This is a genomic window from Pseudoxanthomonas sp. PXM01 (genome assembly GCF_014851815.1).
GTDB lineage: Bacteria > Pseudomonadota > Gammaproteobacteria > Xanthomonadales > Xanthomonadaceae > Pseudoxanthomonas_A.
Genome location: NZ_JACVAJ010000001.1, coordinates 1,236,776 through 1,262,773 on the forward strand (window position 1 = coordinate 1,236,776; position 25,998 = coordinate 1,262,773).

Annotated in this window: 24 protein-coding genes, 1 tRNA gene and 1 pseudogene; 8 read left to right on the plus strand and 18 right to left on the minus strand. The window is 67.6% G+C overall.

Going from position 1 to position 25,998, the window contains the following annotated elements; genetic code table 11:
• The 5 genes from secD to IB230_RS05615 form a co-directional block, all read right to left on the minus strand.
• Entirely contained in the window at positions 1 to 1,884 is a 1,884-nt protein-coding gene (gene secD, locus IB230_RS05595; protein WP_192269818.1) for a protein translocase subunit SecD, read from the minus strand.
• A gap of 102 nt (positions 1,885 to 1,986) precedes the next feature.
• The gene (yajC, locus tag IB230_RS05600; protein WP_192269820.1) at positions 1,987 to 2,325 is read right to left on the minus strand and encodes a preprotein translocase subunit YajC; all 339 of its coding nucleotides are present in this window, start codon (positions 2,323 to 2,325) and stop codon (positions 1,987 to 1,989) included.
• A 150-nt stretch (positions 2,326 to 2,475) separates the two neighbouring features.
• Positions 2,476 to 3,615, minus strand: a complete 1,140-nt coding sequence (tgt, locus tag IB230_RS05605) for a tRNA guanosine(34) transglycosylase Tgt (RefSeq protein WP_192269823.1) — start codon at positions 3,613 to 3,615, stop codon at positions 2,476 to 2,478.
• The gene (queA, locus tag IB230_RS05610; RefSeq protein ID WP_192269826.1) at positions 3,612 to 4,646 is read right to left on the minus strand and encodes a tRNA preQ1(34) S-adenosylmethionine ribosyltransferase-isomerase QueA; all 1,035 of its coding nucleotides are present in this window, start codon (positions 4,644 to 4,646) and stop codon (positions 3,612 to 3,614) included. The genes tgt and queA overlap by 4 nt, the downstream gene beginning before the upstream one ends.
• Positions 4,647 to 4,702: 56 nt before the next feature.
• Positions 4,703 to 5,134, minus strand: a complete 432-nt coding sequence (locus IB230_RS05615; RefSeq protein WP_192269829.1) for an Lrp/AsnC family transcriptional regulator — start codon at positions 5,132 to 5,134, stop codon at positions 4,703 to 4,705.
• A gap of 119 nt (positions 5,135 to 5,253) precedes the next feature.
• Here IB230_RS05615 and IB230_RS05620 point away from each other — a divergent pair, with 119 nt between their 5' ends.
• The gene (locus IB230_RS05620) at positions 5,254 to 6,750 is read left to right on the plus strand and encodes an aminotransferase class III-fold pyridoxal phosphate-dependent enzyme (protein ID WP_192269832.1); all 1,497 of its coding nucleotides are present in this window, start codon (positions 5,254 to 5,256) and stop codon (positions 6,748 to 6,750) included.
• Positions 6,751 to 6,823: 73 nt separating this feature from the next.
• On the opposite strand, the gene IB230_RS05625 is transcribed toward IB230_RS05620, so the two are convergent.
• The 4 genes from IB230_RS05625 to IB230_RS05640 form a co-directional block, all read right to left on the minus strand.
• Complete coding sequence (locus IB230_RS05625) at positions 6,824 to 7,426, minus strand: inorganic diphosphatase (RefSeq protein WP_192269835.1); 603 nt, start codon at positions 7,424 to 7,426, stop codon at positions 6,824 to 6,826.
• 100 nt (positions 7,427 to 7,526) lie between these two features.
• Positions 7,527 to 8,906, minus strand: a complete 1,380-nt coding sequence (locus IB230_RS05630; protein ID WP_225589214.1) for a metallophosphoesterase family protein — start codon at positions 8,904 to 8,906, stop codon at positions 7,527 to 7,529.
• The gene (locus tag IB230_RS05635; RefSeq protein ID WP_192269838.1) at positions 8,903 to 10,042 is read right to left on the minus strand and encodes a phytase; all 1,140 of its coding nucleotides are present in this window, start codon (positions 10,040 to 10,042) and stop codon (positions 8,903 to 8,905) included. The genes IB230_RS05630 and IB230_RS05635 overlap by 4 nt, the downstream gene beginning before the upstream one ends.
• Positions 10,043 to 10,120: 78 nt before the next feature.
• Positions 10,121 to 12,658: a TonB-dependent receptor gene (locus tag IB230_RS05640; RefSeq protein WP_192269841.1), complete on the minus strand. Its 2,538-nt coding sequence runs from the start codon at positions 12,656 to 12,658 to the stop codon at positions 10,121 to 10,123.
• A gap of 171 nt (positions 12,659 to 12,829) precedes the next feature.
• Here IB230_RS05640 and upp point away from each other — a divergent pair, with 171 nt between their 5' ends.
• Positions 12,830 to 13,462, plus strand: a complete 633-nt coding sequence (gene upp / locus IB230_RS05645) for a uracil phosphoribosyltransferase (RefSeq protein ID WP_192269844.1) — start codon at positions 12,830 to 12,832, stop codon at positions 13,460 to 13,462.
• 9 nt (positions 13,463 to 13,471) lie between these two features.
• On the opposite strand, the gene IB230_RS05650 is transcribed toward upp, so the two are convergent.
• The 7 genes and pseudogenes from IB230_RS05650 to rsmD form a co-directional block, all read right to left on the minus strand.
• Positions 13,472 to 14,308, minus strand: coding sequence for an alpha/beta hydrolase (locus IB230_RS05650; RefSeq protein ID WP_192269847.1), 837 nt, complete (start codon positions 14,306 to 14,308; stop codon positions 13,472 to 13,474).
• Positions 14,309 to 14,403: 95 nt separating this feature from the next.
• Positions 14,404 to 15,294, minus strand: a complete 891-nt coding sequence (locus tag IB230_RS05655; RefSeq protein ID WP_192269850.1) for an MBL fold metallo-hydrolase — start codon at positions 15,292 to 15,294, stop codon at positions 14,404 to 14,406.
• A gap of 102 nt (positions 15,295 to 15,396) precedes the next feature.
• Positions 15,397 to 17,052 (minus strand): annotated as a pseudogene (gene ggt, locus IB230_RS05660) (gamma-glutamyltransferase); the annotation flags it as partial.
• Between the two features lie 140 nt (positions 17,053 to 17,192).
• A complete protein-coding gene (locus IB230_RS05665) occupies positions 17,193 to 17,441 on the minus strand; it encodes a YfhL family 4Fe-4S dicluster ferredoxin (RefSeq protein ID WP_062350838.1) in 249 nt (82 codons plus the stop codon).
• A 123-nt stretch (positions 17,442 to 17,564) separates the two neighbouring features.
• Complete coding sequence (locus IB230_RS05670; protein ID WP_192269856.1) at positions 17,565 to 18,059, minus strand: hypothetical protein; 495 nt, start codon at positions 18,057 to 18,059, stop codon at positions 17,565 to 17,567.
• 44 nt (positions 18,060 to 18,103) lie between these two features.
• Positions 18,104 to 18,613: a pantetheine-phosphate adenylyltransferase gene (gene coaD / locus IB230_RS05675; RefSeq protein ID WP_192269859.1), complete on the minus strand. Its 510-nt coding sequence runs from the start codon at positions 18,611 to 18,613 to the stop codon at positions 18,104 to 18,106.
• Entirely contained in the window at positions 18,610 to 19,254 is a 645-nt protein-coding gene (gene rsmD, locus IB230_RS05680) for a 16S rRNA (guanine(966)-N(2))-methyltransferase RsmD (RefSeq protein WP_192269862.1), read from the minus strand. Before rsmD ends, coaD begins: the two co-directional genes overlap by 4 nt.
• A gap of 150 nt (positions 19,255 to 19,404) precedes the next feature.
• On the opposite strand from rsmD, the gene htpG reads away from it, so the two are divergent.
• The gene (gene htpG, locus IB230_RS05685) at positions 19,405 to 21,303 is read left to right on the plus strand and encodes a molecular chaperone HtpG (protein ID WP_192269864.1); all 1,899 of its coding nucleotides are present in this window, start codon (positions 19,405 to 19,407) and stop codon (positions 21,301 to 21,303) included.
• A 49-nt stretch (positions 21,304 to 21,352) separates the two neighbouring features.
• Here the strand turns inward: htpG and IB230_RS05690 are convergent, their stop codons facing one another.
• Positions 21,353 to 21,649, minus strand: coding sequence for a hypothetical protein (locus tag IB230_RS05690; RefSeq protein WP_192269866.1), 297 nt, complete (start codon positions 21,647 to 21,649; stop codon positions 21,353 to 21,355).
• Positions 21,650 to 21,768: 119 nt separating this feature from the next.
• On the opposite strand from IB230_RS05690, the gene ftsY reads away from it, so the two are divergent.
• The 3 genes from ftsY (at position 21,769) to IB230_RS05705 (ending at position 24,399) form a co-directional block, all read left to right on the plus strand.
• Positions 21,769 to 22,983, plus strand: a complete 1,215-nt coding sequence (gene ftsY / locus IB230_RS05695; protein ID WP_192269868.1) for a signal recognition particle-docking protein FtsY — start codon at positions 21,769 to 21,771, stop codon at positions 22,981 to 22,983.
• Between the two features lie 93 nt (positions 22,984 to 23,076).
• A complete protein-coding gene (gene mutY, locus IB230_RS05700) occupies positions 23,077 to 24,126 on the plus strand; it encodes an A/G-specific adenine glycosylase (protein WP_192269870.1) in 1,050 nt (349 codons plus the stop codon).
• Positions 24,127 to 24,129: 3 nt separating this feature from the next.
• The gene (locus IB230_RS05705; RefSeq protein ID WP_192269872.1) at positions 24,130 to 24,399 is read left to right on the plus strand and encodes an oxidative damage protection protein; all 270 of its coding nucleotides are present in this window, start codon (positions 24,130 to 24,132) and stop codon (positions 24,397 to 24,399) included.
• A gap of 15 nt (positions 24,400 to 24,414) precedes the next feature.
• Here the strand turns inward: IB230_RS05705 and IB230_RS05710 are convergent, their stop codons facing one another.
• Complete coding sequence (locus IB230_RS05710) at positions 24,415 to 24,867, minus strand: DUF6491 family protein (RefSeq protein WP_192269874.1); 453 nt, start codon at positions 24,865 to 24,867, stop codon at positions 24,415 to 24,417.
• Positions 24,868 to 25,049: 182 nt separating this feature from the next.
• Here IB230_RS05710 and IB230_RS05715 point away from each other — a divergent pair.
• Positions 25,050 to 25,125, plus strand: a tRNA-Phe gene (locus tag IB230_RS05715).
• A 68-nt stretch (positions 25,126 to 25,193) separates the two neighbouring features.
• Positions 25,194 to 25,904, plus strand: coding sequence for an rRNA pseudouridine synthase (locus IB230_RS05720; RefSeq protein WP_192269877.1), 711 nt, complete (start codon positions 25,194 to 25,196; stop codon positions 25,902 to 25,904).
• Positions 25,905 to 25,998: the final 94 nt, after the last annotated feature.

The following is a 25,998-nucleotide window of genomic DNA, read 5'->3' on the forward strand; positions in this document are numbered from 1 at the left end:
TCAGATGGCGATGGACTTGATCTTGCGGCGACCGCCGTAGATCAGGGTGGCGATGCCGCGCGAAACGGTGACCGCGGTGAACACCGAGGTCAGGATGCCGATGACCATCGTCACCGCGAAGCCCTTCAGCGGGCCGGTGCCGAAGGCGTACAGCGCCACGCCGGCGAGCAGCGCGGTCATGTTGGAGTCGAAGATGGTGCCCGACGCCTTGTCATAGCCGGTCGCGATGGCCGCCTGTGGCGGTACCCCCGCCCGCAGCTCCTCGCGTATGCGCTCGTTGATCAGCACGTTGGCGTCCACCGACATGCCGATGGTCAGCGCCAGACCGGCGAAGCCGGGCAACGTCATGGTCGCGCCGAACAGCGACATCACCGCCACCACCATCACCAGGTTGAGCAGCAGTGCGACGCAGGTGATCAGGCCGAACATGCGGTAGTACACCAGGAAGAACGCCAGCGCGAAGATGAAGGAATACACCACCGCCTTGGTGCCGCGGGCGACGTTCTCGGCGCCCAGGCTGGGGCCGACCACGCGCTCTTCGATGAAGTCCATCGGCGCGGCCAGCGAACCGGCGCGCAGCAGCTTGGCCAGGTTCTCGGCTTCCGTCTTCTCCAGACCGGTGGTCTGGAAGTTCTTGCCGAACACGCCGGCGATGCGGGTCGGCGACAGCGCTTCCTCGCGCACGCGCACGCTGCGCACTTCCTTGCCGTCGACCATCGTCACGGTCGGGACGCGTTCGATGTAGACCACCGACATCAGCTTGCCGACGTTGGCGCTGGTGTAGTCGAACATGCGCTGGCCGGCGATGTTGTTGAGGGTCACGTCCACGGCCGGGAGACCGTTGTTGTCCTGGCCCACGCGGGCGTTGACCATCTCGTCGCCCGACGCCAGCACGCGCTTGTTGAGCAGCACCGGGCCGCCGTTGTCGCGCAGCTGGAACACCTTGGCTTCCGGCGGGATGCGGCCACTGGCCACGGCGTCGGCGGCATTGCCTTCGACCACGGCGCGGAACTCGAGCGTGGCGGTCGCGCCGATCAGGCGCTTGGCCTCGGCGGTGTCCTGCACGCCGGGCAGCTGCACGACCACGCGGTCGTTGCCCTGGCGCTGGATGATCGGCTCGGCCACGCCGATTTCGTTGATGCGGTTGCGCAGCGTGGTCAGGTTCTGCTCGATCGCCTCGCTGGCGATCTGCTCCAGCTCCGCCTGCGGCAGGCCGATGGTGATCTGCTGGCCCGCGGCCTGGTAGCTCAGGCCAGAACCGGTCGCCAGCGTACTGGCGTTGTTGCCGCGCGAGCTGAGGGTCTGTGCCAGTGCCTGCTGCGCCGCCGGCACATCCTCATCGTCGGCCAGCGTGACCACGATGCTGTTGTTCGGACGGCGTTCGACCGAGGTGTAGCGGATGCGCTTGTCGCGCAGGGTGACGCGGGTGTCTTCCAGGTAACCGTCGACGCGCTTGTCCAGCGCGGCCTTCTGGTCGACCTGCAGCACGAAGTGCACGCCGCCCTGCAGGTCCAGGCCCTGCACCATCGGACGGGCACCGAAGTTGCCCATCCAGTCCGGCACCGTGGACGCAAGGTTCAGCGCGACCAGGTAGTCCTCGCCGAGCGCCTTGCGCAGCGCGTCGTTGGCGGCCGTCTGCGCATCCAGGCTGGGCAGCCGCACCAGCATGCTGGCTGCTTCGGCGTCGACCTCCTTGGCCTGCACCCCCGCCTCCTTCAGCGCGGCGTCGACGCGGCCACGCAGGGCGTCGTCGATGGCGAAGCCGCGATTGGCGGTGATCTGCACGGAGGGATCCTGGGGATACAGGTTGGGCAGCGCATACAGCGCGCTCGCCAACACGACGATCAGGATCAGGACGTATTTCCAGCGGGGAAATTCAAGCATCGTGGCGACCCGCGCAGGCCCTTCCCGGGCATGCGCTCAGCAGTGGTTCGGAAACAGCGGGGATACGTCCCGGCGCAATGGCGACGGGACGCGGGAAACGGATCAGGCGGACTTCAGCGTGCCCTTCGGCAGCACGTTGCCGACGGCGGCCTTCTGCACGCGCACGCGCACGTTGTCGGCCACTTCCAGGGTGACGAAGTTGTCGCCGATGTCGGTGACGGTGCCGGCGATGCCGCCGGAGGTGATGACTTCGTCGCCCTTGGACAGCTTGTCCAGCATGGAGCGGTGCTCCTTGGCGCGCTTCATCTGCGGGCGGATCATCAGGAAATACATGATGGCGATCAGGGCGATCGGCATCAGCAGGCCGAAGCCGCCCATGCCCTGCTGGGCCGGAGCGGCCTGGGCGAGCACGGGGGCAACGAAGAAATCAAGCAGATTCATGGACTTGTCCATTGGGTATGAAAAGCAGCCGGGGATTATGCCACGCACCGGGAAGCCCCGTCCGGGCCACCCCATCGGCCCGGACCGGAAAAGACCACGCCAACGCCGGATGGTTCCCCGGGAACGTCGGACCGGCAGGCCGGCCCGGCGTCAGGCGGACGGGGGCTCGGTCCCGCGTGCGGCGTAAAAGCCCGCCCTGAAGGCCTCGAACCGCCCTTCCGCGATGGCCGCGCGCATCTGCGCCATCACCTGCTGGTAGTACCAGAGGTTGTGCAGGGTGCCCAGCATCGGCGCCAGCATTTCGTTGCAGCGGTCCAGATGGCGCAGGTAGCTGCGGGTGAAGCCGTTGCGGCAGGCGTAGCAGCCGCAGCCCGGCTCGATCGGCTGCAGGTCGTGCTCGTACTTCGAGTTGCGGATGCGCACCGTGCCCGATGAGGTGAAGTAGTGGCCGTTGCGCGCATTGCGGGTCGGCATGACGCAGTCGAACATGTCCACGCCGCGCGCGACCGCCTCCACCAGGTCTTCCGGGCGGCCCACGCCCATCAGATAGCGCGGCTGGTCCGCCGGCAGCTGCGGGCAGGTGTGTTCGAGCGTCGTGTTGCGCTCCTGCTCGGTCTCGCCCACCGCCAGGCCGCCGATCGCGTAACCGTCGAAGCCGATCGCCTTCAGTCCCTCCGCGGAGCGCGTGCGCAGGTCGTGGTGCACGCCGCCCTGCACGATGCCGAACAGCGCGGCGTCGTTGCCTTCATGCGCGCGCCTGGACCGTTCGGCCCAACGCAACGACAGCTCCATCGAGCGCTCGATCACCCGCGGATCCACCGGCTTGCCGTCGACGTTCACCGGCGGACATTCGTCGAAGATCATCACAATGTCGCTGTCCAGCACCTTCTGGATGCGCATGCTTTCCTCGGGCCCCAGGAACACCTTGCTGCCATCCACCGGCGAGGCAAAGGTCACGCCCTGCTCGGTGATCTTGCGCCGGTGCGCCAGCGAGAACACCTGGAAGCCGCCGGAATCGGTGAGGATCGGCTTGTTCCAGCGCGCGAAGCCATGCAGGCCACCATGCGCGCCGATCACGTCCAGACCGGGGCGCAGGTAGAGATGGAAGGTGTTGCCGAGGATGATCTCGGCACCGAGGTCCTCGACATGCTCGGGCAGGATGCCCTTCACCGAGCCGTAGGTGCCCACCGGCATGAACGCCGGCGTCTCGATGGTGCCGCGCGGGAACGTCAGCCGGCCACGGCGGGCGGCGCCGTCGGTGGTCAGCAGGTCGAAGGACATCCGGCTCATGCCGCGGCTTCCGGGAACAGGAGCATCGCGTCTCCATAGGAAAAGAAACGGTACTGCCCGCGCACCGCATGGGCGTAGGCGTCGAATATCCGCGCCTTGCCGGCGAACGCGCTGACCAGCATCAGCAGCGTGCTTTCCGGCAGGTGGAAGTTGGTGACCATCGCATCGACGCTGCGGATGCGGTAGCCGGGAAAGATGAAGATCTGCGTCTCGCCGGCGAACGGCTGCAGTTCGCCTTCGCGCATCGCGGATTCCAGCGCGCGCACGACGGTGGTGCCCACCGCGATGACGCGGCCGCCGCGCGCGCGGATCGCACGCACCTGCTCCACCAGCGCCGCACCGACGTTGAGCCATTCGCTGTGCATGTGGTGATCGTGGATGTTGTCCACGCGCATCGGCTGGAAGGTGCCGGCGCCGACATGCAGCGTCACATGGCCGAATTCCACGCCGCGGTCGCGCAACGTCGCCAGCAGCGCGTCGTCGAAATGCAGGCCGGCCGTCGGCGCGGCCACCGCGCCCAGTTCGCGCGCGAACACGGTCTGGTAGCGCTCGTCGTCGTCCTGCCCCGGCGCCCGCTGGATGTACGGCGGCAGCGGCAACCGGCCTGCTTTCTGCAACCAGCTTTCCAGCGCGCCCGGCACATGGAAGCGGAGCTGGTAGAACTCGCCATCGCGCCCGATCACTTCCGCCTCGCCGCCCGCGTCCAGCTGGATGCGGCTGCCCGGCTTCGGCGACTTGCTGGCGCCGACCTGCGCACGCGCCGCGTTCTCCGGCAGCAGGCGCTCGATCAGGATCTCCACGCGCCCGCCGCTTTCCTTCTGCCCGAACAGGCGCGCCGGGATCACGCGCGTGTCGTTGAACACCAGCAGGTCGCCCGGCTGCAGCCATTCCGGCAGATCGCGCACGTGGCGGTCGGCGAACGGTGTATCACCCGGCGGCACCACCAGCAGCCGGCTGGCGGAGCGCTCAGGCAACGGCGCCTGGGCGATCAGCGCCTCGGGCAGGTCGAAATGGAAGTCGGACTTCTTCACGGTCGGGGCCTTGCGGGGGCGTGCATTGTACGGGAGCCCGCCGGGACGCCCCGTCGTCAGCGTTCGAACTTGGTCGACAGCACGATGGACGAGGTGGTGCGCTCCACGCCGTCGAGTGCGCCGATGCGGTCGGTCAGCACGTCCATGTCGCCGACACTGGGCACGGCGCCGATGGCGATCAGGTCGTGGCTGCCGCTGACCGAGTGCAGCACCCGCAGCTCCGGCATCGCGCGCAGCGCTGCGACCACCGAGGTCATCTGCTTGGGGTGCACGGCGATCATGATGTGCGCGCGCAGATGGCTGCGGTCGTATTCGTCGTGCACGCGCACGGTGTAGCCGCTGATCACGCCCTCGCGTTCCAGCCGCTCGATACGGCTCTGTACCGTGGTCCGCGACAGGTTCAGGCGGCGGGCGATCTGGGCGGTGGAGGCCCGTGCGTTCTCACGGAGCATTGAGAGTAGTTGCTGGTCGGCGTCGGTGAGCTTCATGCGCGGCTGGAGTTTCGTCGAATCGACGAAATATCCCCTAAATCAGCGCAGTTCACAACTGTCAAATGACGAATTATTCCCGATAATACGGGTTTGCCGTTTGCCGCCGGAGGATTCCCATGGCCCTGACCGCCCATCTCGCCCCGCTGCGCGCCCACCCGGGCCAGCGCCTGACCCATGGCCTGGACGACGCCACCGTCGAACGCCTCGCCAAGGGCCACCCGGACCTGGTGGCCGTCATCGAAGCCGCGGCGGCCGAGCACGCCCGCCTGCAGGACGAGTTCGCCGAACTGTTCGCGCTGGACGAAGCCGAACAGCTGCGCGCGGTGCAGGCCGGCTACGTCAACTTCTACGCCGACGACGCCGTCAATCCCTACATCGCACTGGCCGCGCGCGGTCCGTGGGTGGTCACGCTCAATGGCGCCGTGCTGTACGACGCCGGCGGCTACGGCATGCTCGGCTTCGGCCACACCCCCGCCGCCGTGCTGGAGGCGATGGCCCGCCCGCAGGTGATGGCCAACATCATGACCCCCAGCCTGTCGCAGCTGCGCTTCGACCGCGCCCTGCGCAACGAGATCGGGCATACCCGCGGCGGTTGCCCGTTCGCCAAGTTCCTGTGCCTGAACTCCGGTTCCGAGTCGGTCGGCCTGGCTGCACGCATCGCCGACATCAACAGCAAGCTGATGACCGATCCGGACGGCCGCCACGCGGGCCGCACCATCAAGCGCATCGTGGTGAAGGGCAGCTTCCACGGCCGCACCGAGCGCCCGGCGCTGTATTCGGATTCCTCGCGCAAGTCGTACCAGCAGCACCTGGCCAGCTACCGTGGCGAAGACTCGGTGATCGCCATCCCGCCCTACGACGTGGACGCACTGAAGCAGGCGTTCGCCGATGCCGAAGCCAAGGGCTGGTTCGTCGAAGCCGTGTTCCTGGAGCCGGTGATGGGCGAAGGCGATCCGGGCCGCTCGGTGCCGCCGGCGTTCTACGCCGCCGCGCGCGAGCTGACCCGCAGCCACGGCAGCCTGTTCCTGGTGGACTCGATCCAGGCCGGCCTGCGCGCGCATGGCGTGCTGTCGATCGTCGACTATCCCGGCTTCGAAGGCCTGGATGCGCCGGACATGGAAACCTACTCCAAGGCGCTGAACGCCGCGCAGTACCCGCTGTCGGTGCTCGCCGTGAACGAGCGCGCCGCCGGTCTGTACCGCAAGGGCGTCTACGGCAACACCATGACCACCAACCCGCGGGCGCTGGACGTGGCGTGCGCCACGCTGGCCCAGCTGACCCCGCAGGTGCGCGAGAACATCCGCAAGCGCGGCGTCGAGGCGGTGCAGAAACTGCAGCAGCTGCAGGCGGACCTCGGCGGCCTGATCACCAACGTGCAGGGCACCGGCCTGCTGTTCTCGTGCGAGCTGTCGCCGGCCTTCAAGTGCTACGGCACCGGCTCCACCGAGGAATGGCTGCGCCAGCAGGGCCTGAACGTCATCCACGGCGGCGCCAACTCGCTGCGCTTCACCCCGCACTTCGCGATGGACGCCGAGGAACTCGACCTGCTGGTCGCGATGGTCGGCAAGGCGCTGCGCGAAGGTCCGCGCATCAGCCAGGCCGCTGCGGCCTGACGCATCCCGCAGATGCAACGAAAAAGGCGAGCCGAGGCTCGCCTTTTTCTTTCCTGCGGACGCTCGCGCCGACTTACGGGTTCTGCTTTGCGAAACGCTCCAGCGACTCGCGGATCAGCGTCTTCGCTTCCTTCGCATCGCCATAGCCGTTGAGCTGCACGGGATTGCGGCCCTTCGGCAGGTCCTTGTAGACACGGAAGAACGCCTCGATACGCTGGCGTTCGATCTCCGGCAGGTCGGCGAGGTCGCGGATGTTGGCGTAGGTCGGATCGACCTTGTCGGTGGGCACACCGATGATCTTCTCGTCGTGCTCGCCCGCATCGATCATGCGCAGCACCCCGATCGGCCGGAACTTCACCAGCACGCCCGGATGCAGCGGCTCGCGTGTCAGCACCAGCGCATCCAGCGGATCGCCATCGCGGGCCAGCGTGCGCGGCATCGAGCCGTAGTTGGCGGGATACGCCACCGGCATCGACTGGAAGCGGTCCACGTAGACCAGTCCTTCATCGTTGATCTCGTACTTGGTGAAGCTGCCGGCGGGGATCTCCACCGCCAGCAGCACCTCTTCCGGCGCCGCTTTCGGCTGCTGGGCGAGGAACGGATGGCGGATGTGGGCTTCGCGGGCGGAAACATTCGCGCAGATAAGCAACAAGGCGACGGCGACAACCTGCTTCATGATCGACTCCTGTAGAGCGGAGCTTGCTCCGCTGCTTCTGTAGTGGATGGGTGACGCGGGAGAAAAGCAGCCGAGCAAGCTCGGCTCTACGGAGACCGAATCACTCCCAACACCGGTCGGCGCGGCCCTTCAAGGTTTCGGCACGGGTGCAGGCACGCTCATCGATGCGGCCTTCCGTGCGCTCGACCAACTGCTTGCCCTTCCCGCCCTCATCGACGAGATCGAACGCGTCGTACAAACGCCCTGTCGCCGTGCGCGCTTCGTAACGCAGGCGCGGGCCTTCGAAGTGCAGCACCTGGAACAGCTGCGTGTCCTCCGCGACCGGACGCATCGTCCTGCGTGCTTCGTCCGACAACCGGTACTGCTTGGCGCCGGTGACCGACACCACGAACACCGGCGGCGGACTTTTCAGTCGGCCGTAGACATGGTCGTGGCCCTGCAGCACCAGGTCGACGTTGTGCTTGCGGATCACCGGCAGCAGGTGCTTGCGCAGCGCGACGTTGTCGCGCCCTTCGCGCGGCGAGAAGAACGGCTGGTGCGTCATGACGATGCTCCAGCGGTGCGGGTTCGACCCCAGCGCCTGGTCCAGCCACGCGGCCTGTGCCTTCGCCGTGCCCAGATCCAGCGCCGACGTGCCGTCGATCACCACCACGCGCAAGTCCTGGTAGTCGAACCAGTACGTGGTCTTCTTCGCCTGCGCCACGCCGTTGCCCGGCAGCGCGAACGTCACCGGCCAGTGCGCGCCGAGCACGCGGCGTTCCTGCGGCGTGTCCTCGAACTCCTCGAAGTACTCGTGGTTGCCCGGCGCCGGCGCGACGACCAGCGAGGTCGGCAGCACCTCGTTCGCCTCGAACCACTCGCCCCACTCGTTGTCGTCCTCGCCATCGCCACCGCTGACAAGGTCGCCGGCGTACAACGCCAGCTTCGCGTCCGGCGCGTGCCGCATCGCCTCGCGCACCACGCGCGTGGTCAGGCTGACGTTCTTGTTCTGGGTGTCGCCGAAGTACAGCATCGTCAGCGGCGAGGTCGTCGCTGCTGCGGTACGCGTGTGGTGCCAGGCGCTCCAGGTGCGGTCGCCCTGTACACGCCAGGCATACAGCGTGTCCGGCTGCAGCCCATCGACGTCGGCGCGATGGTGGTGCGCGCTGCCGTTTTCGGTCTTCAGCAGTGTGCTGATGGCGGTGACGCGGCGCGGCTCGCCCATGTCGGGCGAATCACCGGCCACGACGATTTCAAGCAACGGCGCGTCGACCTTCGTGTCCGTGCGCCAGGCCACCGAAAAGCCAGTGGCCGCGTCCTGCGCCGGCGACGCCACGATGCGGTCCGGGAACCCGGTCGGCGCATAGCGCTGCACGCCCTTCGGAACGCGCGTGTTGGGCTCCGGCCGGCGCGCTGTTGCCTCCTGCGCGCTTACCGCGGCGCAGGTCCCCAGCAACAGCGCGACCAGCAGACCCTGCCGCATCACTCGCCCTGGATTCATGGGGTCTGGCACGCCGGCAGCTGCAGCGACTTGGCGATATCGCGCCAGTCCAACGCCACCACGCCCTGGTCGTCATGCACGGCGTACAGCACGCCGTCGGGGAAGCGCTCCGACGCGGACGCATCCAGCCAGATGCCATCGGTGTTGGCGACCTTCGCACCGGTCACGGCGCCGGTGTGCGCCAGCGTCTTGCGGTCGAACAGGTGGAACACCGTGCGTCCCTTGCCCTGCTCGGTCGTCAGCCACCAGCCGCTTCCGTCGGCGCAGGTCTTCAGCATGATGCCTTCGGACTGCGCCTTGAACACGTCGCGGCCGAGGGTCTTGCCGGCGTACTTGCCGGCCAGGTCGTAGACCTTCAGCTCGTTCGCGTAGGTCTCGTCTTCCTCGGCAATCAGCAGGCGATCGTTGGCCGGATCGCCCCAGATCGACTCGACCACGCGCAGCGCGCCTTCCGGCGATGCGTCACCGAAATTGCCGCCGACCTTCGCCGACAGCGCGGCGCCGTTGTGCGCCACGTCGAAGCGCCATACGCGCTTGTCCAACTGGTCCAGCGGCGGCAGGATGTCTTCGCCCTGCGCGTCCTCACCCGCCATGTAGGCGTCGGTGACGTAGACCTGGTAACCGGCATCGGTCTTGTTGACCCACAGGCCGTAGGGCTTCTGCAGCTGCTCGGCGGCGAAAGTCAGCACCGGCGCAAAGTCGGGCAGCGAGAGCACCTGCACACGGTGGTTGTCCCGTTCGACGATGAAGACCATGTCGTCGACCACGGCAATGCCGTTCGGACGCTTGAACTGGCCTGCACCCTCGCCCGTCGTGCCGACCTCGCGCAGGTGCGCGCCGGTCTGGCCGTCGTACACCACCAGCCTGTCGGTCGCCTTGGCGGTGGCGATCAGCCAACGCTGGCCTTCCGGTGTCGTCCAGGACGCCGGCGAGTCGATGTTGTCGGCAGGCGTCATCGGCGTCAGGAAGGCTTCCTGGATCACCGGGATATCGCGCGTATCGGGCGTGGTGGCCGCAGGCGTCGCCTTCTCGTCGGCATCGCGTGCATCGGCGGCCGCTGTCGGCGGTTTGCCGGTGCAGCCGGCGACCAGCAGGCCGGCGACGAGGGCGGGGAGCAAAGTACGGATCGGAGTCATCGTTGTTTCCTTGGAGTGCGGCGGCACATGAACAGACGACGGTCCGCCGACGCGAGGTCGGCGGGCCGTGGGCATCCGTCAGAAGCGCAGCTTGACGCCGGCCGTGTAGGTGCGGCCGTACAGTTCGTTCTGCAGCGTGTTCGACGGCGAACCCTGGTACAGCTCCAGCGGTTCGTCCAGCAGGTTGGACGCTTCGAAGTAGAAGCCCCACTGGTCGCTGACCTTGTAGTCCAGGCTGAAGTCGAGCTGGGTGTTCTCGGCCACCCAGATGTCGAAGTCGCTGTCGTCGCTGTCGACCGAGTCGATGTACTCGCTGCGGCGCACCGCCGCGATGCGCGTGCTCAGGCCGCCCTTCTCATAACCGATGTGGGCGCTGTAGAGACGGTCCGAGGCATTCGGCAGCGTGAAGGACCGGCCGTTGACTTCGTATTCGGTATCCAGCCAGGTCGCGCTGAAGCCCAGCAGCAGGCCATTGTCGAAGTGCTGCTGCCAGTTCAGCTCGGCGCCGTACACCGTGGCCTTGTCGCCGTTGACCGGCATGGTCACGTCGAAGTCCTGATAGGCCGGATTGTCGCGCGTGGTCACGTCGACGATATAGTCGTCGATGTTCTTGTAGAACAGGCCGGCCGAGACGATGCCGGTCTCGCCGAGGTAACGCTCGATCGAGATGTCGAAGTTGCGCGACTTGTACGGATCCAGCGCGGGATTGCCCAGTTCGACTTCCTCCTCGTCGCGGTTGATGCGGGTACGCGGCGAGATGTTGCCGAACGACGGACGCGCGATCGTGGTCGTATAGGCGCCGCGCAGGACCCAGTCACCCATGTCGTAGCGCAGGTGCAGGCCCGGCAGCACGCTGGTGTAGCTGCTGGAGACGTCGCGGGTGGTGATCGAGCCGATGGTCTCTTCGTCTTCCAGGTCGACCGCGTTGCCGGTCGCCTCGAACTCGGTGCGCTCGACGCGCGCACCGGCGATGACCCGCAGCTTGTCGAAGTCCATCGTCGCCATCAGGTAACCGGCCAGGATGTCCTCGCTCGCCGTGTAGTCCTCGATCAGCGAGACCTCGGTGTTGGCGGCGACGTCCTGCGGGCGTGCCGTGTATGCGGACAGGTTGTCGCGCAGGTAGCGGTTCATCGCACGCGAGCTGATGCCATCGCCCATGTTGCCGTGCGTGTAGCTCGGCGAACCGGTGGTCCAGCTGCCCAGGTTGATGTCCGGACCGCGACGCAGCTCGACTTCGTCGATGTTGACGTCGCGATCGCGCCAGCGGCCCAGCAGCCCGGTTTTCCAGGTCACCGTGTCGCCGGCGAACGTGAAGTTGACCTGGGCACTGTGTTCCTTGTCGTCCACCCAGATCGGCGCCACGACGAAACGGTTGAACTCGTAGTTGTCGTTGTCCAGCCAGCCGCCCGCCGGGCTGTCGCTGATCGTGTAGCGCGGGATCGGGCGCGAGGCATCCATCAGGATGGAAACATCGTCGGCGCCGTCGTACTCGAAGCGTGCCTCCACTTCGTCCAGCACGCGCTCGCGCGTCTTGGTGAAGCCCAGCTTGTAATCGACGATGGAGCCTGCATCGAAACGGTTCTCGCCACCGGCACTGACCGTGAAGGTGTCTTCTTCCTTGGTACGGAAGCGCACGCGGCGGCTGAAGTCGCCCGGATCGATGCCGTCGACGGTGTAGGTGCCGTCGGCGTTGACGGTGATGTCGCCCTCGCCCACCGGAATGATGCTGTTCTGGCGCGTCTCGGCGTCGGTGAAGTCGGTGTACAGCGTGCGCAGGTAGTAGCTGTTGCCCTCGCTGGGACGCCAGTCGAGGTTGAGGTTCACGCCCGTGCGCTCGCGGTTGATGCTGTACTTGCGCTGCTGGATCTCGATCGGCGTCAGGCCGTCGCGCTCGTCCAGCTTGTCGTACTCGACTTCGATGTTGTCGGACTCGTAGTTGCGGTCCTGGTGGCTCAGGCCCAGCGCCACGCCGAAGGTGCCGTCGGCGAAGAGGTCACTGTAGTTGAACGAGGCCTTCGGGCTGGTCTCGCCGCTCAGGTTCTGGTGGCTCATCTCGGCCTTGGCGCGGATGCTCCGGCCGTCGCGATCGAACGCCGATGCGGACTCCACGACAATGGCGCCACCGATCGAATCGCCCGGCATGTCCGGCGTCGGCGCCTTGACCACAGTCAGACGCTCGGTGGAGTCGGAGGGAATCACGTCCAGCGGCGCAGCGCGGCTGGAGTCTTCCGGCGTGCCGATGGCGACGCCGTCGACGCTGACGCTGTTGAAGGCAGCGTCCAGGCCACGCACGACCACGAAGCGGCCTTCGCCCTGGTCGCGGGTCACGCTGACGCCGGGCAGTCGCGACAGCGATTCGCCGACGTTCTTGTCCGGGTACTGGCCCATGGCGTCGGACGACACCGTGTCCTGGATCGCGTCGGCGCTACGCTTGAAGTCGATCGCGCGCATCTGCTGTTCCAGCTGCGGGCGCACTTCGATGCGGTCCAGCGTGGTGGCATCGGCGCTGCCGTCAGGCGTCGTGACGGAGGTGGACTGGGCGTGCGCAATCGATGCATGGCTGGCCGCCGCCAGCGCGAGCACGATGGCGACGTGGAGCGGATGTTTGGACGACATGGGGGAGATCCCGGGAGATGTGAATACCGGGTGCAGACCTTATGTCCGCGATCTTTCACTGGCATGACAACCCGCCATGGATACCGCATCCATTCGCCGCGTGGATGACACTGCGATGACGTCATATTTCGGTCACACTATCCGCATCACCGAACCCGCGTGTCGCCACCCATGAAAACCGTCGAAGTCCGCCACCCTCTCGTGCAACACAAGATCGGCCTGCTGCGCAACGCCGGCCTCAACACCAAGGACTTCCGTGAGCTGGTCACCGAGCTGGGCACGCTGCTCGCCTACGAGGCGACCGCCGACCTGGACCTGACCACCGAGACGATGGCCGGCTGGGCCGGTCCGGTGCAGGTGAAGAAGATCGCCGGCGCGAAGATCACGCTGGTCCCGATCCTGCGCGCCGGCCTGGGCATGCTGCCGGGCGTGCTGGCGCTGATCCCCACCGCGCGCGTCAGCGTGGTCGGCCTGCAGCGCGACGAAGAGACGCTGCAGCCGGTGCCCTACTTCGAGAAGCTCACCGGACGCCTGGAAGAACGCGACGCATTGATCCTCGATCCGATGCTGGCCACCGGCGGCACGCTGATCGCCACCATCGACATGCTCAAGCGCGCGGGCGCGAAGCGGGTCAAGGGCATCTTCCTGGTCGCCGCGCCCGAAGGCCTGCAGGCACTGGAAGCGGTGCATCCCGATATCGAGGTCTACACCGCCGCCATCGACGAACGCCTCAACGACAAGGGATACATCCTGCCGGGCCTGGGTGACGCCGGCGACCGCATCTTCGGTACGCGCATCGGCTGAGATCCGCGTTCAGCGGCGGATCCAGCGCTCGGCCTCCGAATCGTCCGCCGCCAGCACCTTCGCCGCATTGGCGTTGCCCAGCACTTCGGCCTGCAGGAACGCGGTGCCGACATCACGCGCACGGGCATAGGACACGTCCGTGTCGCTGCCGATCAGGTTGTGGCCTCCACCGGTGAGCACCAGGGCGACCTTGCCGCCGGCCGGCGCGGTTTCCACCGGATACAGATGGTCCTTCGCATCACTGACGAAGCCCGGCACCAGATCCTGGTCGCCGGTGACGATCAGCACCGGCACGGCCACCGAAGCATAGGTGGTCGGCGTCACCAGCCCGGGAATCCTGCCCGGCGACGAGTAACCGATCACCGCGATGACCGACGGATCACGCAGCGGCGCCATGTCCGCCATCGCGCCGCCCAATGCCAGCGAGATCAGCGTGCCGTAGCTGTGTCCGCCTGCGGCCACCGGCACACCAGGCCAACGCGCCGCGACATAGCCGCTCGCCGCCTTCATGTCGGCCAGGCGTTCACCGAAGCCCTGCTGCATCGAGAACTTTTCGCGCTCGGGATACTTCACCGAGTCCACGTGCAGCGGCGCGACCACCGCGAAGCCGGCATCGCGCCACGCCGTCAGCACGCCGTCGTAGCGCTCCGGCCATGACCCATGCCCGCTGGAGAACAGCACCACGCCACGAACCTGCGCCGGTTCCCACACCGCCATCGTGGTCGCGCGCTCCGGCGAAACCTGTAGCGGCACCGTGGCCGTGGGCGCAGCGAGGACGCCCTGCGCCATCGCCAGCGACGACAGGACGAGCGCGAAGGCACCGCGGAGGAAGAAGCGCTTGTTCATGCCGGACCCCTGTGTGGAAGACGGGACCAGTCTGCCGTCCGGCAGCCGGGACGGCAGGAGCCGGTCGTCACCGGATCCGGGTGCCGGAAGTCACTTCAGGCCGCCAGCGGGCGCGCCTGCAGTTCCGCCACTTCATGGGCGACGCCGAACTTGCCCTTCTCGTCGCGCGTCACCTGCGCCAGCGCGCAGCCCGGGTCGTGGGTGAAGAACAGATGGACGTTGCGTGCCAGCTTGTCTTCCAGGAAGGCGCGCTTCTCGTCGATCAGCAGTTCCGCGTTGCGGTCGTAGCCCATGGTGATGGGCACATGCACCCAGGAGCGGCCCGGGATGAGGTCCGCGCAGAACACCACGCCGCCGTGCGCCTTCCCGTCGACGGCCTCCGGGCCGACGATCTCCGCCAGCATCAGGCCAGGCGTGTGGCCATCGCTGAAGCTGAAACGCACGGACTCTCCGAGTGCGTGCGAGTACTCGCCCGAGACGAGTTCCAGCCGCCCGCTCGCTTCCAGCAGCGGCTGAAGTTCGGGAATGAAACTTGCGCGATCACGCGGATGCGGCTTCAACGCACGCTGCCAGTGATCGGCGCCGACGACGAAGGTCGCGTTGGGGAACAGCAACTCCGGCGCCTGGCCCTCCTGCCACGGCGCCAGCAACCCGCCAGCGTGGTCGAAGTGCAGATGGCTGAGCACCACCACGTCGATGTCCTCGTGCGAGAAACCGGCCGCCTGCAGCGAGTCCAGCAGCACGTGGCGCGCTTCCTGCACGCCGAAGCGCGCGCGCATCCTGGGATCGAAGAACGCGCCGATGCCGGTCTCGAACAGCACGGTCTTGCCGTTCAGCGGTTGCGCCAGCAGCGCGCGGCAGGCCAGCTCGATGCGGTTCTCCGCATCCGGCGGCGACCACCGCTCCCACATGGCGCGCGGCGCGTTGCCGAACATCGCGCCTCCATCGAGTTTCTGGGAATTGCCCAGCAGCGACCAGAGTTTCATGGCGCGATTCTACGCCCCGTTTTTTCCTGTGGGAGCGACGTCAGTCGCGATGAACGGCCCTGAAGGCCTTTCGCGACTGACGTCGCTCCCACAGGCGGGATCTCAGGGGTTCGCCGTGGATTCGACCACCTTGGCCGCGCCCACCGAATTGCGCGGGTCGCTGCCGCCATGCAGGGTGTTGGTGGTCTTGTCCCACTCCACCGTCTGCAGGTTGCCCCACACATGGCTGGAGCCGCGGCCGCCCTGTGCAGTGTTGCCCATGACCTTGAATTTGTGGCCCATGCCCTCGAGCGTCTGTTGCGTGGCCGGACTCAGCGCGTCGGTTTCCATCTCGATCAGGTCCGGCATCCACTGGTGGTGGAAGCGCGGCAGCGCGGCGACCGCCTGCGGATCCAGGCCGGCGTCGTAGCCCAGCACGCCCAGCAGCACCATGGTGATGATACGGCTGCCGCCGGGGGTGCCGAGCACGGCGACCTTGTCCGACGACTCCATGAAGGTCGGCGTCATCGAGCTGAGCATGCGCTTGCCCGGCTTCGGCGCGTTGGCGTCGTAGCCCATCACGCCGAAGGCATTGGGCGTGCCCGGCTTCAGCGCGAAATCGTCCATCTCGTTGTTCAGCAGCACGCCGGTGCCCGGCGGCACCAGGCCCGAGCCGTACAGCAGGTTGACCGTCTGCGTCCCGGCGACACGGTTGCCTTCCGCATCGATGATCGAGAAGTGCGTGGTTTCCTCGTCTTCCAGTGGCGTCTGCTGGCCCGACAGCTGGTCGCTGGGCGTCGCCTTCTGCGGATTGATCGTTGCGCGCAGGCCCGCCGCGTAATACGGGCTGGTCAGCGTCTTCATCGGAATCTCGACGAAGTCGGGATCGCCGAGATAGAACGTGCGGTCGCGGAACGCACGCCGCATCGATTCCACGATCAGGTGCGTACGCTGCGCCTCGTCCAGCTTGGACAGGTCATAGGCGTCGAGGATCTGCAGCATCTGCGTCAGCGCCACACCGCCGGACGACGGCGGCGGCGCGGTCGTCACCTGCCAGTCGTTGTACTTGAACGTCAGCGGCTCGCGCTCGCGCACGGTGTAGCCAGCCAGTTCCTTCGCGGTCCATTGCCCGCCCTCGGCCTTCACGCCGGCCAGCAGCAGTTTCGCGGTTTCACCCTTGTAGAAGCCGTCGAATCCCTGTGCAGCCAGGCGCTCCAGCGTGCGCGCCAGGTCGGGCTGCCTGAAAACATCGCCTTCCTTGATCGGCTGGCCGTTGGCCAGGAACACCGCACGCGTGCCCTTGTAACGCTCCATCACCTCGCGACGCGCCTGGTAGCCGCGCGCCATGCGCGCGTACACCGGGAACCCCTCGCGCGCCGTGCGGATCGCCGGTGCCAGCGAGGTCTTCAGCGGCAGCCTGCCGTACTTCTCCGCCAGGTGGACGAAGGCGGCGGGAAGTCCGGGAATGCCGGCGGCCCACGGGCCGTTCTCGGCGCGGTCGCGATTGAAGTCGCCGTTCGGCAGCAGGTACTTGTCGGGCGTCGCGGCCGCCGGTGCAGTCTCGCGCGCATCGATGAAGACGTCCTTGCCGGTCTTGCCGTCGTGCAGCAGGAAGAAGCCGCCGCCACCGAGGCCGGAGCTGATGGGCTCCACCACCGAGAGCGTCGACGACACCGCGATGGCCGCGTCGAACGCGTTGCCGCCCTGCGCGATGACATCCTGGCCCGCCTGCGTGGCGAGCGCGTGCGCGCTGGCGATGGCGGTGCCGGGCGGGTGCGACGGGGGGGTGTTGCGGACTGCGTCGGCAGCCAGCGCGGAAGGCGCGAACGCGACGACGAACAACAGGGCGAACAGACGGCGATGGATCACGACTTCTCCTGGAACGGACACCGGGACGAAGCACGTGCGGAACAGGGCGATCAGCCGGCCTGCAGCCTCAGCATTTTCGCCAGCAGTGCTTCGTGGGTCTCAGGATACGCCGGATCGGGGTCGATGCACTCCACCGGGCACACGACGACACATTGCGCTTCGTCATGATGGCCGACGCATTCGGTGCAGCGCGCCGGATCGATCACATAGATCGTCTCGCCCATCGAGATGGCCTGGTTGGGACAGGCCGGCTCGCAGACATCGCAGTTGACGCAGAGTTCGTTGATCTTGAGGGACATGACTTCCGTTACTCCCGTCGAAACGGGACTCAGTGACCGCTTGGCGTCACTGGATCCCCGCTTGTGCGGGGATGACCTTCCGGCAGAGGCGTGGCCGCCATTCGACGGCCACGCGCCGGCAGGTCACTTGGCTTCGACGAACAGGTACTCGGCGTTGCTCGGGGCCACGGCGGCCTTCACCCGCTCGCTGTCCTCGGCCTTGCCGATGAACAGCACGCGCACGCCCTTGAACGCGTCGGTCTCGACGCCCTCGAACGCGGCCACGGCCAGGTCGGCGATCTTGGTGCTGTTCGGCGAACCGAACGCGATCAGGTTGCCGGCGCTGACGCCGCGCGCCACCGCGCCCTTGGCCTGCTCGAGCTGACGGCCATACTTGGCTTCGAACTCCGGATCCGTCTCGGCCGGCAGGTAGTACACGTAAGGCGTGTTGGTGATCGTGCCCATGTTGGCGTCGACCACCTTGCTCAGGTACTCCTTCCACGGGCCGTCTTCGGTCGTGGCGGGCGCGACCAGCGCGACGTCGGCCGGCTCGGCCGGGGCTTCTTCCTGCTTCTTGCACGCCGCGAACGGCAGCACGAGGCAGGCGGTGAGCATGATGCGGCTTGCGAACTTCTTCATGGGTAATCCCCCTCTTGGTAAAGCGGTTGTCGGAATCGTGGCGCTCAGGCGCCCTGCTTGTCTTTCTGCCACTGCGCCTTCAGCGCCGCGGTCACGGCCGGCGGCACGAAGCCGGACACGTCGCCGCCCAGTCGGGCGATCTCGCGCACCAGCGACGAGGAAATGAAGCCGTACTGCTCGGCCGGGGTGAGGAACAGCGTCTCGACCTCCGGGATCAGGTGGCGGTTCATGCTGGCCAGCTGGAACTCGTATTCGAAGTCGGACACGGCGCGCAGGCCGCGCAGCAGCACGCCACCGCCGACGTCCTTGACGAAGTGCGCGAGCAGACCGTCGAAGCCCTGCACCTCCACGTGCGGGTGCTTGGCCACCGCATCCCGGGCCAGCGCGACGCGCTGGGCCAGCGGCAGCGCCGGCCCCTTGCCCGGACTTTCGGCCACGCCGATGATCACGCGCTCAAACAGCGGCGCGGCGCGGTCGATCAGGTCGATATGGCCATTGGTGATGGGGTCGAACGTGCCGGGGTATACGGCCGTCCGGGTGCGCGCCACAGTCATTCAGTCGTCGCCGGCGGATCGTCGGGGCGCAGTGTAACAGTGGGCTGCGCGGCCGGGGTCCGGTACAGGGCATAGCGCACGTCCCGGGTCCGGCCCTCGCGGTGCAGTGCCCAGCCCGGCGGGACCGGCGGCGCGATGTCCGTTGGCGATTCCACGTAGATCCAGGCGCCCGGCGCCAGTCGCGGTGCCAGCCCGTCCAGCGCGCGCGACCACAGGCCGTCGGCGAACGGCGGATCCAGGAACACCAGGTCGAAGGTATCGCGGCGCCCACCCAGCCATGCCAGCGCATCCGCGGCATGCACCTCGGCCGGCGCGGACAACTTGGCCGCCGCCTCGCGCAGCGCCACGGCCAGACCGGGATCGCGTTCCACCAGAACGGCCTGCGCCGCGCCGCGCGACAGCGCTTCCAAGCCGAGCACGCCGGTGCCAGCGAACAGGTCCAGTACGCGCGCGCCCGGCAATACGGGCATCAGCCAATTGAACAGGGTCTCGCGCACGCGGTCGCTGCTGGGCCGCAGGCCGGGACGGTCCGGCACCGCCAGCTTTGTGCCGCGCCAACGCCCGCCGATGATCCGCACCTGGCCGGTCCCGCGCGGAGCGGAAGCGGACGCTGGAGGTGGGCGACGAGGGCTGCGGGGCATCGGCAAAGCGGCGAACGGAAGGCCCCGCATGATACGTCCCTGCCCTGCAGGAGGGGCCTACACGGTTGAGAAAGCCCATCCGGGCCCATACACCGGGACACATCGGCCGCGCCGGCGGCCCGCACCCCGATTCCATGGAGCACGACCGCGATGACCGTTGAGACCCGCAAAGAAACGCTGGGCTTCCAGGCCGAAGTGAAGCAGCTGCTGCAGCTGATGATCCACTCGCTGTATTCGAACAAGGAGATCTTCCTGCGCGAGCTGGTCTCCAACGCCGCCGATGCCGCCGACAAGCTGCGCTTCGAGGCCCTGAAGGAACCCGGCCTGCTGGCCGAAGACCCCACCCTGCGCATCCGTATCGGCTTCGACGCCGCCGCGCGCACGGTGACCATCGACGACAACGGCATCGGCATGAGCCGCGACGAAGCCGTCGCTCACCTCGGCACCATCGCCAAGTCCGGCACCGGCGAGTTCCTGCGCGCGATGTCCGGCGACCAGAAGAAGGACGCCAGCCTGATCGGCCAGTTCGGCGTGGGCTTCTACAGCGCCTTCATCGTGGCCGACCGCGTGGATGTGTTCAGCCGTCGCGCCGGCCTGCCCGCCAGCGAAGGCGTGCACTGGTCCAGCGCGGGCGAAGGCGATTTCGAGGTCGCCACCGTCGACAAGCCCGAACGAGGCACACGCATCGTGCTGCACCTGAAGGACGGCGAAGAAGGTTTCGCCGACGGCTGGAAGCTGCGCGGCATCATCAAGAAGTACTCCGACCATGTCGGTCTGCCGATCGAGATGCCGAAGGAGCATCAGGGCGAAGACGCGCCCGCTTCCGTGGAATGGGAAGCCGTCAACAAGGCCAGCGCGCTGTGGACGCGCGCCAAGTCCGAGATCAAGGACGAGGAATACAGCGAGTTCTACAAGCACATCGCACACGACTTCACCGACCCGGCGGCGTGGAGCCACAACAAGGTCGAAGGCAAGCTGGAATACACCTCGCTGCTGTACGTCCCGGCGCGCGCACCGTTCGACCTGTACCACCGCGACGGCGCCAAGGGCCTGAAGCTGTACGTGCAGCGCGTCTTCATCATGGACCAGGCCGAACAGTTCCTGCCGCTGTACCTGCGCTTTCTGCGCGGCGTGGTCGATTCGTCCGACCTGTCGCTCAACGTATCGCGCGAGATCCTGCAATCCGGCCCGGTGGTCGACTCGATGCGCTCGGCGCTGACCAAGCGCGCGCTCGACATGCTGGAGAAGCTGGCCAAGGACAGGCCCGAGGACTACAAAGCGTTCTGGACCAACTTCGGCCAGGTGTTGAAGGAAGGCCCCGCCGAGGACTACGCCAACCGCGAGAAGATCGCCGGCCTGCTCCGCTTCGCCTCCACGCACGACGCCTCCGGTGCGCCCAGCGTGTCGCTGGCCGACTACGTGAGCCGTCTGCCGGAAGGCCAGGACAAGCTCTACTTCCTGACCGGCGATTCGCACGCGCAGATCAAGGACAGTCCGCACCTGGAGATCTTCCGCAAGAAGGGCATCGAGGTGCTGCTGCTCACCGATCGCATCGACGAGTGGCTGATGGGCTATCTGACCGAGTTCGACGGCAAGTCCTTCATCGACGTCGCCCGCGGCGACCTGGACCTGGGCGCGCTGGACAGCGAGGACGACAAGAAGGCTCAGGAAGAGAGCGCGAAAGCCAAGGAGGCACTGACCGGTCGTATCAAGACCGTGCTGGGCCTGGACGTGGCCGACGTGCGCGTCTCACATCGCCTGACCGACTCGCCGGCCATCCTCGCCATCGGCCAGGGCGACCTGGGTCTGCAGATGCGCCAGTTGCTGGAAGCCAGCGGCCAGCAGGTGCCGGAGAGCAAGCCGGTGTTCGAGTTCAATCCCGACCACCCGCTGATCGCCAAGCTCGATGCCGAGAGCGACGCGAACCGCTTCAACAACCTCACCCGCGTGCTGTTCGACCAGGCCGCGCTCGCTGCCGGCGAAAGCCTCAAGGATCCGGCCGGTTACGTGAAACGACTCAATGCGCTGCTGCTGGAGTTGTCGGCGTAAGCGAAGTCACGCGGATGTCCCCTCTCCCCGTGCAACGGGGAGAAGGGACTCAAGCCCTGATATCCAGAAGGCTACCCAGCGTCTGGTCGGCCACCTTCAGCACGAACAGGTTGGCGCCGGCCATCGCCTTGTAGGTCAGCATCGCGGCGACGTCCTCGAGCGGGGCCGCCGGATCGGCCGGCGCGTCCACCACGCGCGCGGACACACCACCGGTCTCGGCCGACAGCGCGACCGCCTGCCGCGCGGCATCGGGCGTGGCCAGGTTGGCGAGGTTGTGCGCGGCGGCCTGCAGGCCGGTGGAGGCGGCGCGCAGGCCCGAGGTGGCGATGCCGGTGATGGCGTTCATGCGGGGATTCCGGGTTTTCCGCCCTCGATATCGGCCGCTGCCGGCCCCACTTGAGTCCAGTGCCCGGGCGTCCGACAGCCGGGTGGTAGCATGTCGCCCTCTTCGAGATACCCCCTGCAATGATCGGTTTTTTCCGCCGCAAGAAGCCCCAGGACGGCCCGGGCGCCGCCCAGACCCGCCCCAGCACCGAAGAACTCGCCGCCGCCTTCCCGCGCGCGCCCAGCGAGCCGTTGCCGGCGGACGCCGCCTTCCCTGCTGCCGCGCCCGCGGATGAGCAGGTGTCGCAGGCGGAGGGCGCGGAAAGTGCCGCTGTCGCGACGATCGGTACCGCGCCCGCCCCCTCACCCCAGCCCTCCCCTCCGCAGGCGGTGGAGAGCGAGCCTGAAACCGACGCCGCCCCGGCGGCGCCGGCCGGCAAGTCCGGCTGGCGCGACCGCCTGCGCCGCACCAGCGCCGCGCTGGGCCTGGCCGGCCTGTTCACGCGCAACCCGCGCCTGGACGACGACCTGCTGGACGAGATCGAAACCGCGCTGCTGACGGCTGACGTCGGCGTGCCGGCGACCACCGCCATCATCGAAGACCTTCGCAAGCGGATGAAGGAACGCGAGTTCGCCGATGCGCAGGCGCTGCTGAAGGCGCTGCGCGCCGACCTGATCGCACTGATCACGCCGGTGGCGAAGCCGCTGGTGATCGACGCCAGCCGCAAGCCGTTCGTCGTGCTGACCGTCGGCGTCAACGGCGTCGGCAAGACCACCACCATCGGCAAGCTGGCGCGCCGCTTCAAGCAGGACGGCCACAGCCTGATGCTCGCTGCCGGCGACACCTTTCGCGCCGCCGCCGTCGCGCAGCTGCAGACCTGGGGCGAACGCAACGGCGTGCCCGTGGTCGCGCAGGGCCAGGATGCCGATGCCGCCTCGGTCGCGTTCGACGCGCTGCAGTCGGCCAAGTCGCGCCACTTCGACGTGCTGATCGCCGATACCGCCGGCCGCCTCCACACGCAGACCGGCCTGATGAACGAGCTGGGCAAGATCCGCCGCGTGCTGGGCAAGATCGACGCGGAAGCGCCGCACGAAGTGTTGATGGTCATCGACGGCACCACCGGCCAGAACGCGCTTTCGCAGCTGCGCCAGTTCCATGCCGCGGTCGGCGTCACCGGCCTGGTGGTCACCAAGCTGGACGGCACCGCCAAGGGCGGCGTGGTGTTCGCGCTGGCGCGCGAATTCGGCATCCCAATCCGCTACGCCGGCATCGGCGAGCGCGTGGAAGACCTGCGCGTGTTCGACGCGGAATCGTTCGTCGACGCGCTGCTGCCGGAAGCGCTGGGTGGCGGCTGACTTCGAGCCGCTCCTTGTGGGAGCGACGTCAGTCGCGATGACGCCATCGCGGTGGTCGATCGCGACTGACGTCGCTCCCACAGGTCGCCGCACGTGAGCGGCACCTCCTTCGCCCAACGCCTGCTCACCTGGTTCGACGGCCATGGCCGCCACGACCTGCCGTGGCAACATCCGCGCACGCCGTATCGCGTGTGGCTGTCGGAAATCATGCTGCAGCAGACCCAGGTCGCCACGGTCATCCCGTACTTCCTGCGGTTCGTCGAACGCTTTCCCACCCTGCCTGACCTCGCCGCCGCCACCACCGACCACGTGATGGCGCACTGGGCCGGCCTGGGCTACTACGCCCGTGCCCGCAACCTGCACGCCGCCGCGAAAGCGTGCGTCGCGGACCATCGTGGCGACCTGCCGCGCGATTTCGATGCACTGCACGCGCTGCCCGGCATCGGCCGCAGCACGGCCGGCGCCATCCTGTCGCAGGCATGGAACGACCGGTTCCCTATCCTCGACGGCAACGTCAAGCGCGTGCTGACGCGCTTCCACGGCATCGCCGGCTGGCCGGGGCTGCCGGCCGTGGAGAAACAACTGTGGGCGCTGGCGGAGCAGCACCTGCGCGACGTGCCTGAGGGCCGGCTGGCCGACTACACGCAGGCGCAGATGGATTTCGGCGCCACGCTATGCACGCGCGCCAAGCCGGCGTGCGTGGTGTGTCCCGTGCAGGACGATTGCGTGGCTCGCCGCGACGGTCTCACCGGTTCGCTGCCGACGTCGAAGCCGTCGAAGGTCCTGCCCGAACGCGAGGCCGTGGCGCTATGGCTGGAGAACACCACCGGCGAGATCCTGCTGCAACGTCGTCCGGACACCGGCATCTGGGCATCGCTGTGGACGCTGCCTCAGGCCGACACCGACGCCGGCATGCGCGACTGGTTCGCAAGCGAGATGAAGGGCGCCTACGACAACGCCGAAGAGTTGCCCGTCGTCGTCCACACCTTCAGCCACTATCGGCTGCATCTGCAGCCGTTGCGCCTGCGCAAGGTCGCCCTGCGCGACGCGGTGCGCGACAATGACGACCTGCGCTGGGTGGCGCGTGGCGACCTCGCCACGCTGGGCCTGCCGGCGCCGATCCGCAAACTTCTAGGGAACTGACCGATGTCGCGCACCGTCTTCTGCCAGTACGAACAACGCGAAACGGAGGGGCTCGATTTCGTTCCCTATCCCGGCGACCTGGGCAAGCGCATCTACGCCGACATCGGCAAGCCGGCGTGGGCGGCCTGGCTGGCGCACCAGACCATGCTGATCAACGAGAACCGGCTGTCGCCGCGCGATCCCAAGCACCGCGCCTTCCTGGAAACGGAACTGGAGAAATTCCTGTTCGACGGCGGTGCCGACAAGCCGGCTGGCTACGTGCCCACGCCGTAGCCGGCGGCCGATGCCTCAGCGCTTCGTCTGCCGCTCCACCGCGGCGGCTTCGCGCAGTTCCTTCTCGCTGGCGCGCAGGGCCTTCACGTCCAGCGGGCGGATGGTCTCGATGCGGCAGGGGATCTTGATGCTGGCGGTGCCCGCGCCCAGTGGTACTACGTCGTCGAATCGCGCAGACACGCGGCTCCCGAACTGGGTGATGTGGATGGCCATGGCGTAATCGAGGTCCTGGCAGGGACCGGTAAGTTCCAGCAGATAGCCCTCGCTGGGCTTGGTCCAGACGGCCAGGGCGCCATCGCCGAGGGGGGTCCAGCCGTTGAGGCGGCCGAAGTACTGGAAGTCCTTGACCGGTTCGCCGGCGTGGCCGCGGTAGAAGGCCAGCTTTTCGGCATCGGTCTGCTTTCCGTCGGTGGCACAGCCGGACAACGCGGTCGCCGCCATCAGGGCGAAAGGAAGAAGGGGTTTCATGCGTGGCCTCCTCGGGCATGCGATGCGGGGCTCTCTCCGGAGCCCGATGATGCGCCCGTGGTGGACGGCGGGCGCCGCCCGCTGGCGCCCGCATTCAGCCGACGGTACGGCTTGCCATCCCCCGCCCCGATCCGTATCATTCGTCGCCTTCGCACCGGCTCGGCCGTACTGCGGGAAATCCTGGCCTGGTAGCTCAGTTGGTAGAGCAGCGGATTGAAAATCCGCGTGTCGGTGGTTCGAATCCGCCCCGGGCCACCATATTGTTTCCGAAAGGCCTGCAGCGATGCAGGCCTTTTTCGTGTCCGCCAGGAACTCCGGTGTCTCCCATGCCCGACCCCATCCGTCTCGCCAAGCGGGTTGCCGAACTGACCGGCTGCTCGCGTTCGGAAGCCGAACAGTACATCGAAGGCGGCTGGGTCACCGTAAACGGTGAGACGGTCGAGGCACCGCAACATCCGATCACCGACGAGCGCGTGGAGATCGATCCCGCCGCCGAGCTCAACGCGAGCGAGCCCGCCACGCTGCTGATCCACAAACCGGCAGGCGTGGCCTGGCAGGACGTGGCCGCACTGGCCGTTCCGGCCACCCGCGCGGCGGATGACAACAGCGGCATTCGCCCGTTGAAGCGGCATCTCCACCGCCTGACTCCACTGGTGCCGCTGGATACCGAGGCCAGCGGCCTCATGGTGCTCAGCCAGGATGGCCGCATATGGCGCCGGCTGACCGAAGACTACGCGCAGCTCGAGCAGGAGTTCGTGGTCGAGGTCCGCGGCGATGCCGGTCCCTACACGCTCGGCCGCATCGGCCACGCATCCAGCTACCAGGGCCGCGGATTGGCGCCGTGCAAGGTGAGCTGGCAGAACGAAGTGCGCCTGCGGTTCGCGATCAAGGATGTGCAACCCGGCGAGCTGCGCCACCGCTGCCGCGAGGGAGGCCTCGACGTGGTGTCCATCCGGCGCTTGCGGGTGGGCCGCATCCCGCTGTCGAAGATGCCCGTCGGGCAATGGCGCTATCTGCCTGCCGGCGCACGCTTCTAGGGGTATTTTCCCGCATGGCCGGCGCCGGTACCTCCGCCGGATCGCTCTTGTCGGCCCATCGCTTCACGCAGCCCTCCGCCTTGCCTGACTACGC

Coding starts and splice junctions, on each gene's coding strand:
- secD (WP_192269818.1), bottom strand. CDS start 1,884: ATGCTTGAATTTCCCCGCTGGAAATACGTCCTGATCCTGATCGTCGTG.
- yajC (WP_192269820.1), bottom strand. CDS start 2,325: ATGAATCTGCTTGATTTCTTCGTTGCCCCCGTGCTCGCCCAGGCCGCT.
- tgt (WP_192269823.1), bottom strand. CDS start 3,615: ATGAGCCGGATGTCCTTCGACCTGCTGACCACCGACGGCGCCGCCCGC.
- IB230_RS05615 (WP_192269829.1), bottom strand. CDS start 5,134: ATGAAGCTCACCGACGCCGACCAGCAACTACTCTCAATGCTCCGTGAG.
- IB230_RS05620 (WP_192269832.1), top strand. CDS start 5,254: ATGGCCCTGACCGCCCATCTCGCCCCGCTGCGCGCCCACCCGGGCCAG.
- IB230_RS05625 (WP_192269835.1), bottom strand. CDS start 7,426: ATGAAGCAGGTTGTCGCCGTCGCCTTGTTGCTTATCTGCGCGAATGTT.
- IB230_RS05630 (WP_225589214.1), bottom strand. CDS start 8,906: ATGAATCCAGGGCGAGTGATGCGGCAGGGTCTGCTGGTCGCGCTGTTG.
- IB230_RS05635 (WP_192269838.1), bottom strand. CDS start 10,042: ATGACTCCGATCCGTACTTTGCTCCCCGCCCTCGTCGCCGGCCTGCTG.
- IB230_RS05640 (WP_192269841.1), bottom strand. CDS start 12,658: ATGTCGTCCAAACATCCGCTCCACGTCGCCATCGTGCTCGCGCTGGCG.
- upp (WP_192269844.1), top strand. CDS start 12,830: ATGAAAACCGTCGAAGTCCGCCACCCTCTCGTGCAACACAAGATCGGC.
- IB230_RS05650 (WP_192269847.1), bottom strand. CDS start 14,308: ATGAACAAGCGCTTCTTCCTCCGCGGTGCCTTCGCGCTCGTCCTGTCG.
- IB230_RS05655 (WP_192269850.1), bottom strand. CDS start 15,294: ATGAAACTCTGGTCGCTGCTGGGCAATTCCCAGAAACTCGATGGAGGC.
- IB230_RS05665 (WP_062350838.1), bottom strand. CDS start 17,441: ATGTCCCTCAAGATCAACGAACTCTGCGTCAACTGCGATGTCTGCGAG.
- IB230_RS05670 (WP_192269856.1), bottom strand. CDS start 18,059: ATGAAGAAGTTCGCAAGCCGCATCATGCTCACCGCCTGCCTCGTGCTG.
- coaD (WP_192269859.1), bottom strand. CDS start 18,613: ATGACTGTGGCGCGCACCCGGACGGCCGTATACCCCGGCACGTTCGAC.
- rsmD (WP_192269862.1), bottom strand. CDS start 19,254: ATGCCCCGCAGCCCTCGTCGCCCACCTCCAGCGTCCGCTTCCGCTCCG.
- htpG (WP_192269864.1), top strand. CDS start 19,405: ATGACCGTTGAGACCCGCAAAGAAACGCTGGGCTTCCAGGCCGAAGTG.
- IB230_RS05690 (WP_192269866.1), bottom strand. CDS start 21,649: ATGAACGCCATCACCGGCATCGCCACCTCGGGCCTGCGCGCCGCCTCC.
- ftsY (WP_192269868.1), top strand. CDS start 21,769: ATGATCGGTTTTTTCCGCCGCAAGAAGCCCCAGGACGGCCCGGGCGCC.
- IB230_RS05705 (WP_192269872.1), top strand. CDS start 24,130: ATGTCGCGCACCGTCTTCTGCCAGTACGAACAACGCGAAACGGAGGGG.
- IB230_RS05710 (WP_192269874.1), bottom strand. CDS start 24,867: ATGAAACCCCTTCTTCCTTTCGCCCTGATGGCGGCGACCGCGTTGTCC.
- IB230_RS05720 (WP_192269877.1), top strand. CDS start 25,194: ATGCCCGACCCCATCCGTCTCGCCAAGCGGGTTGCCGAACTGACCGGC.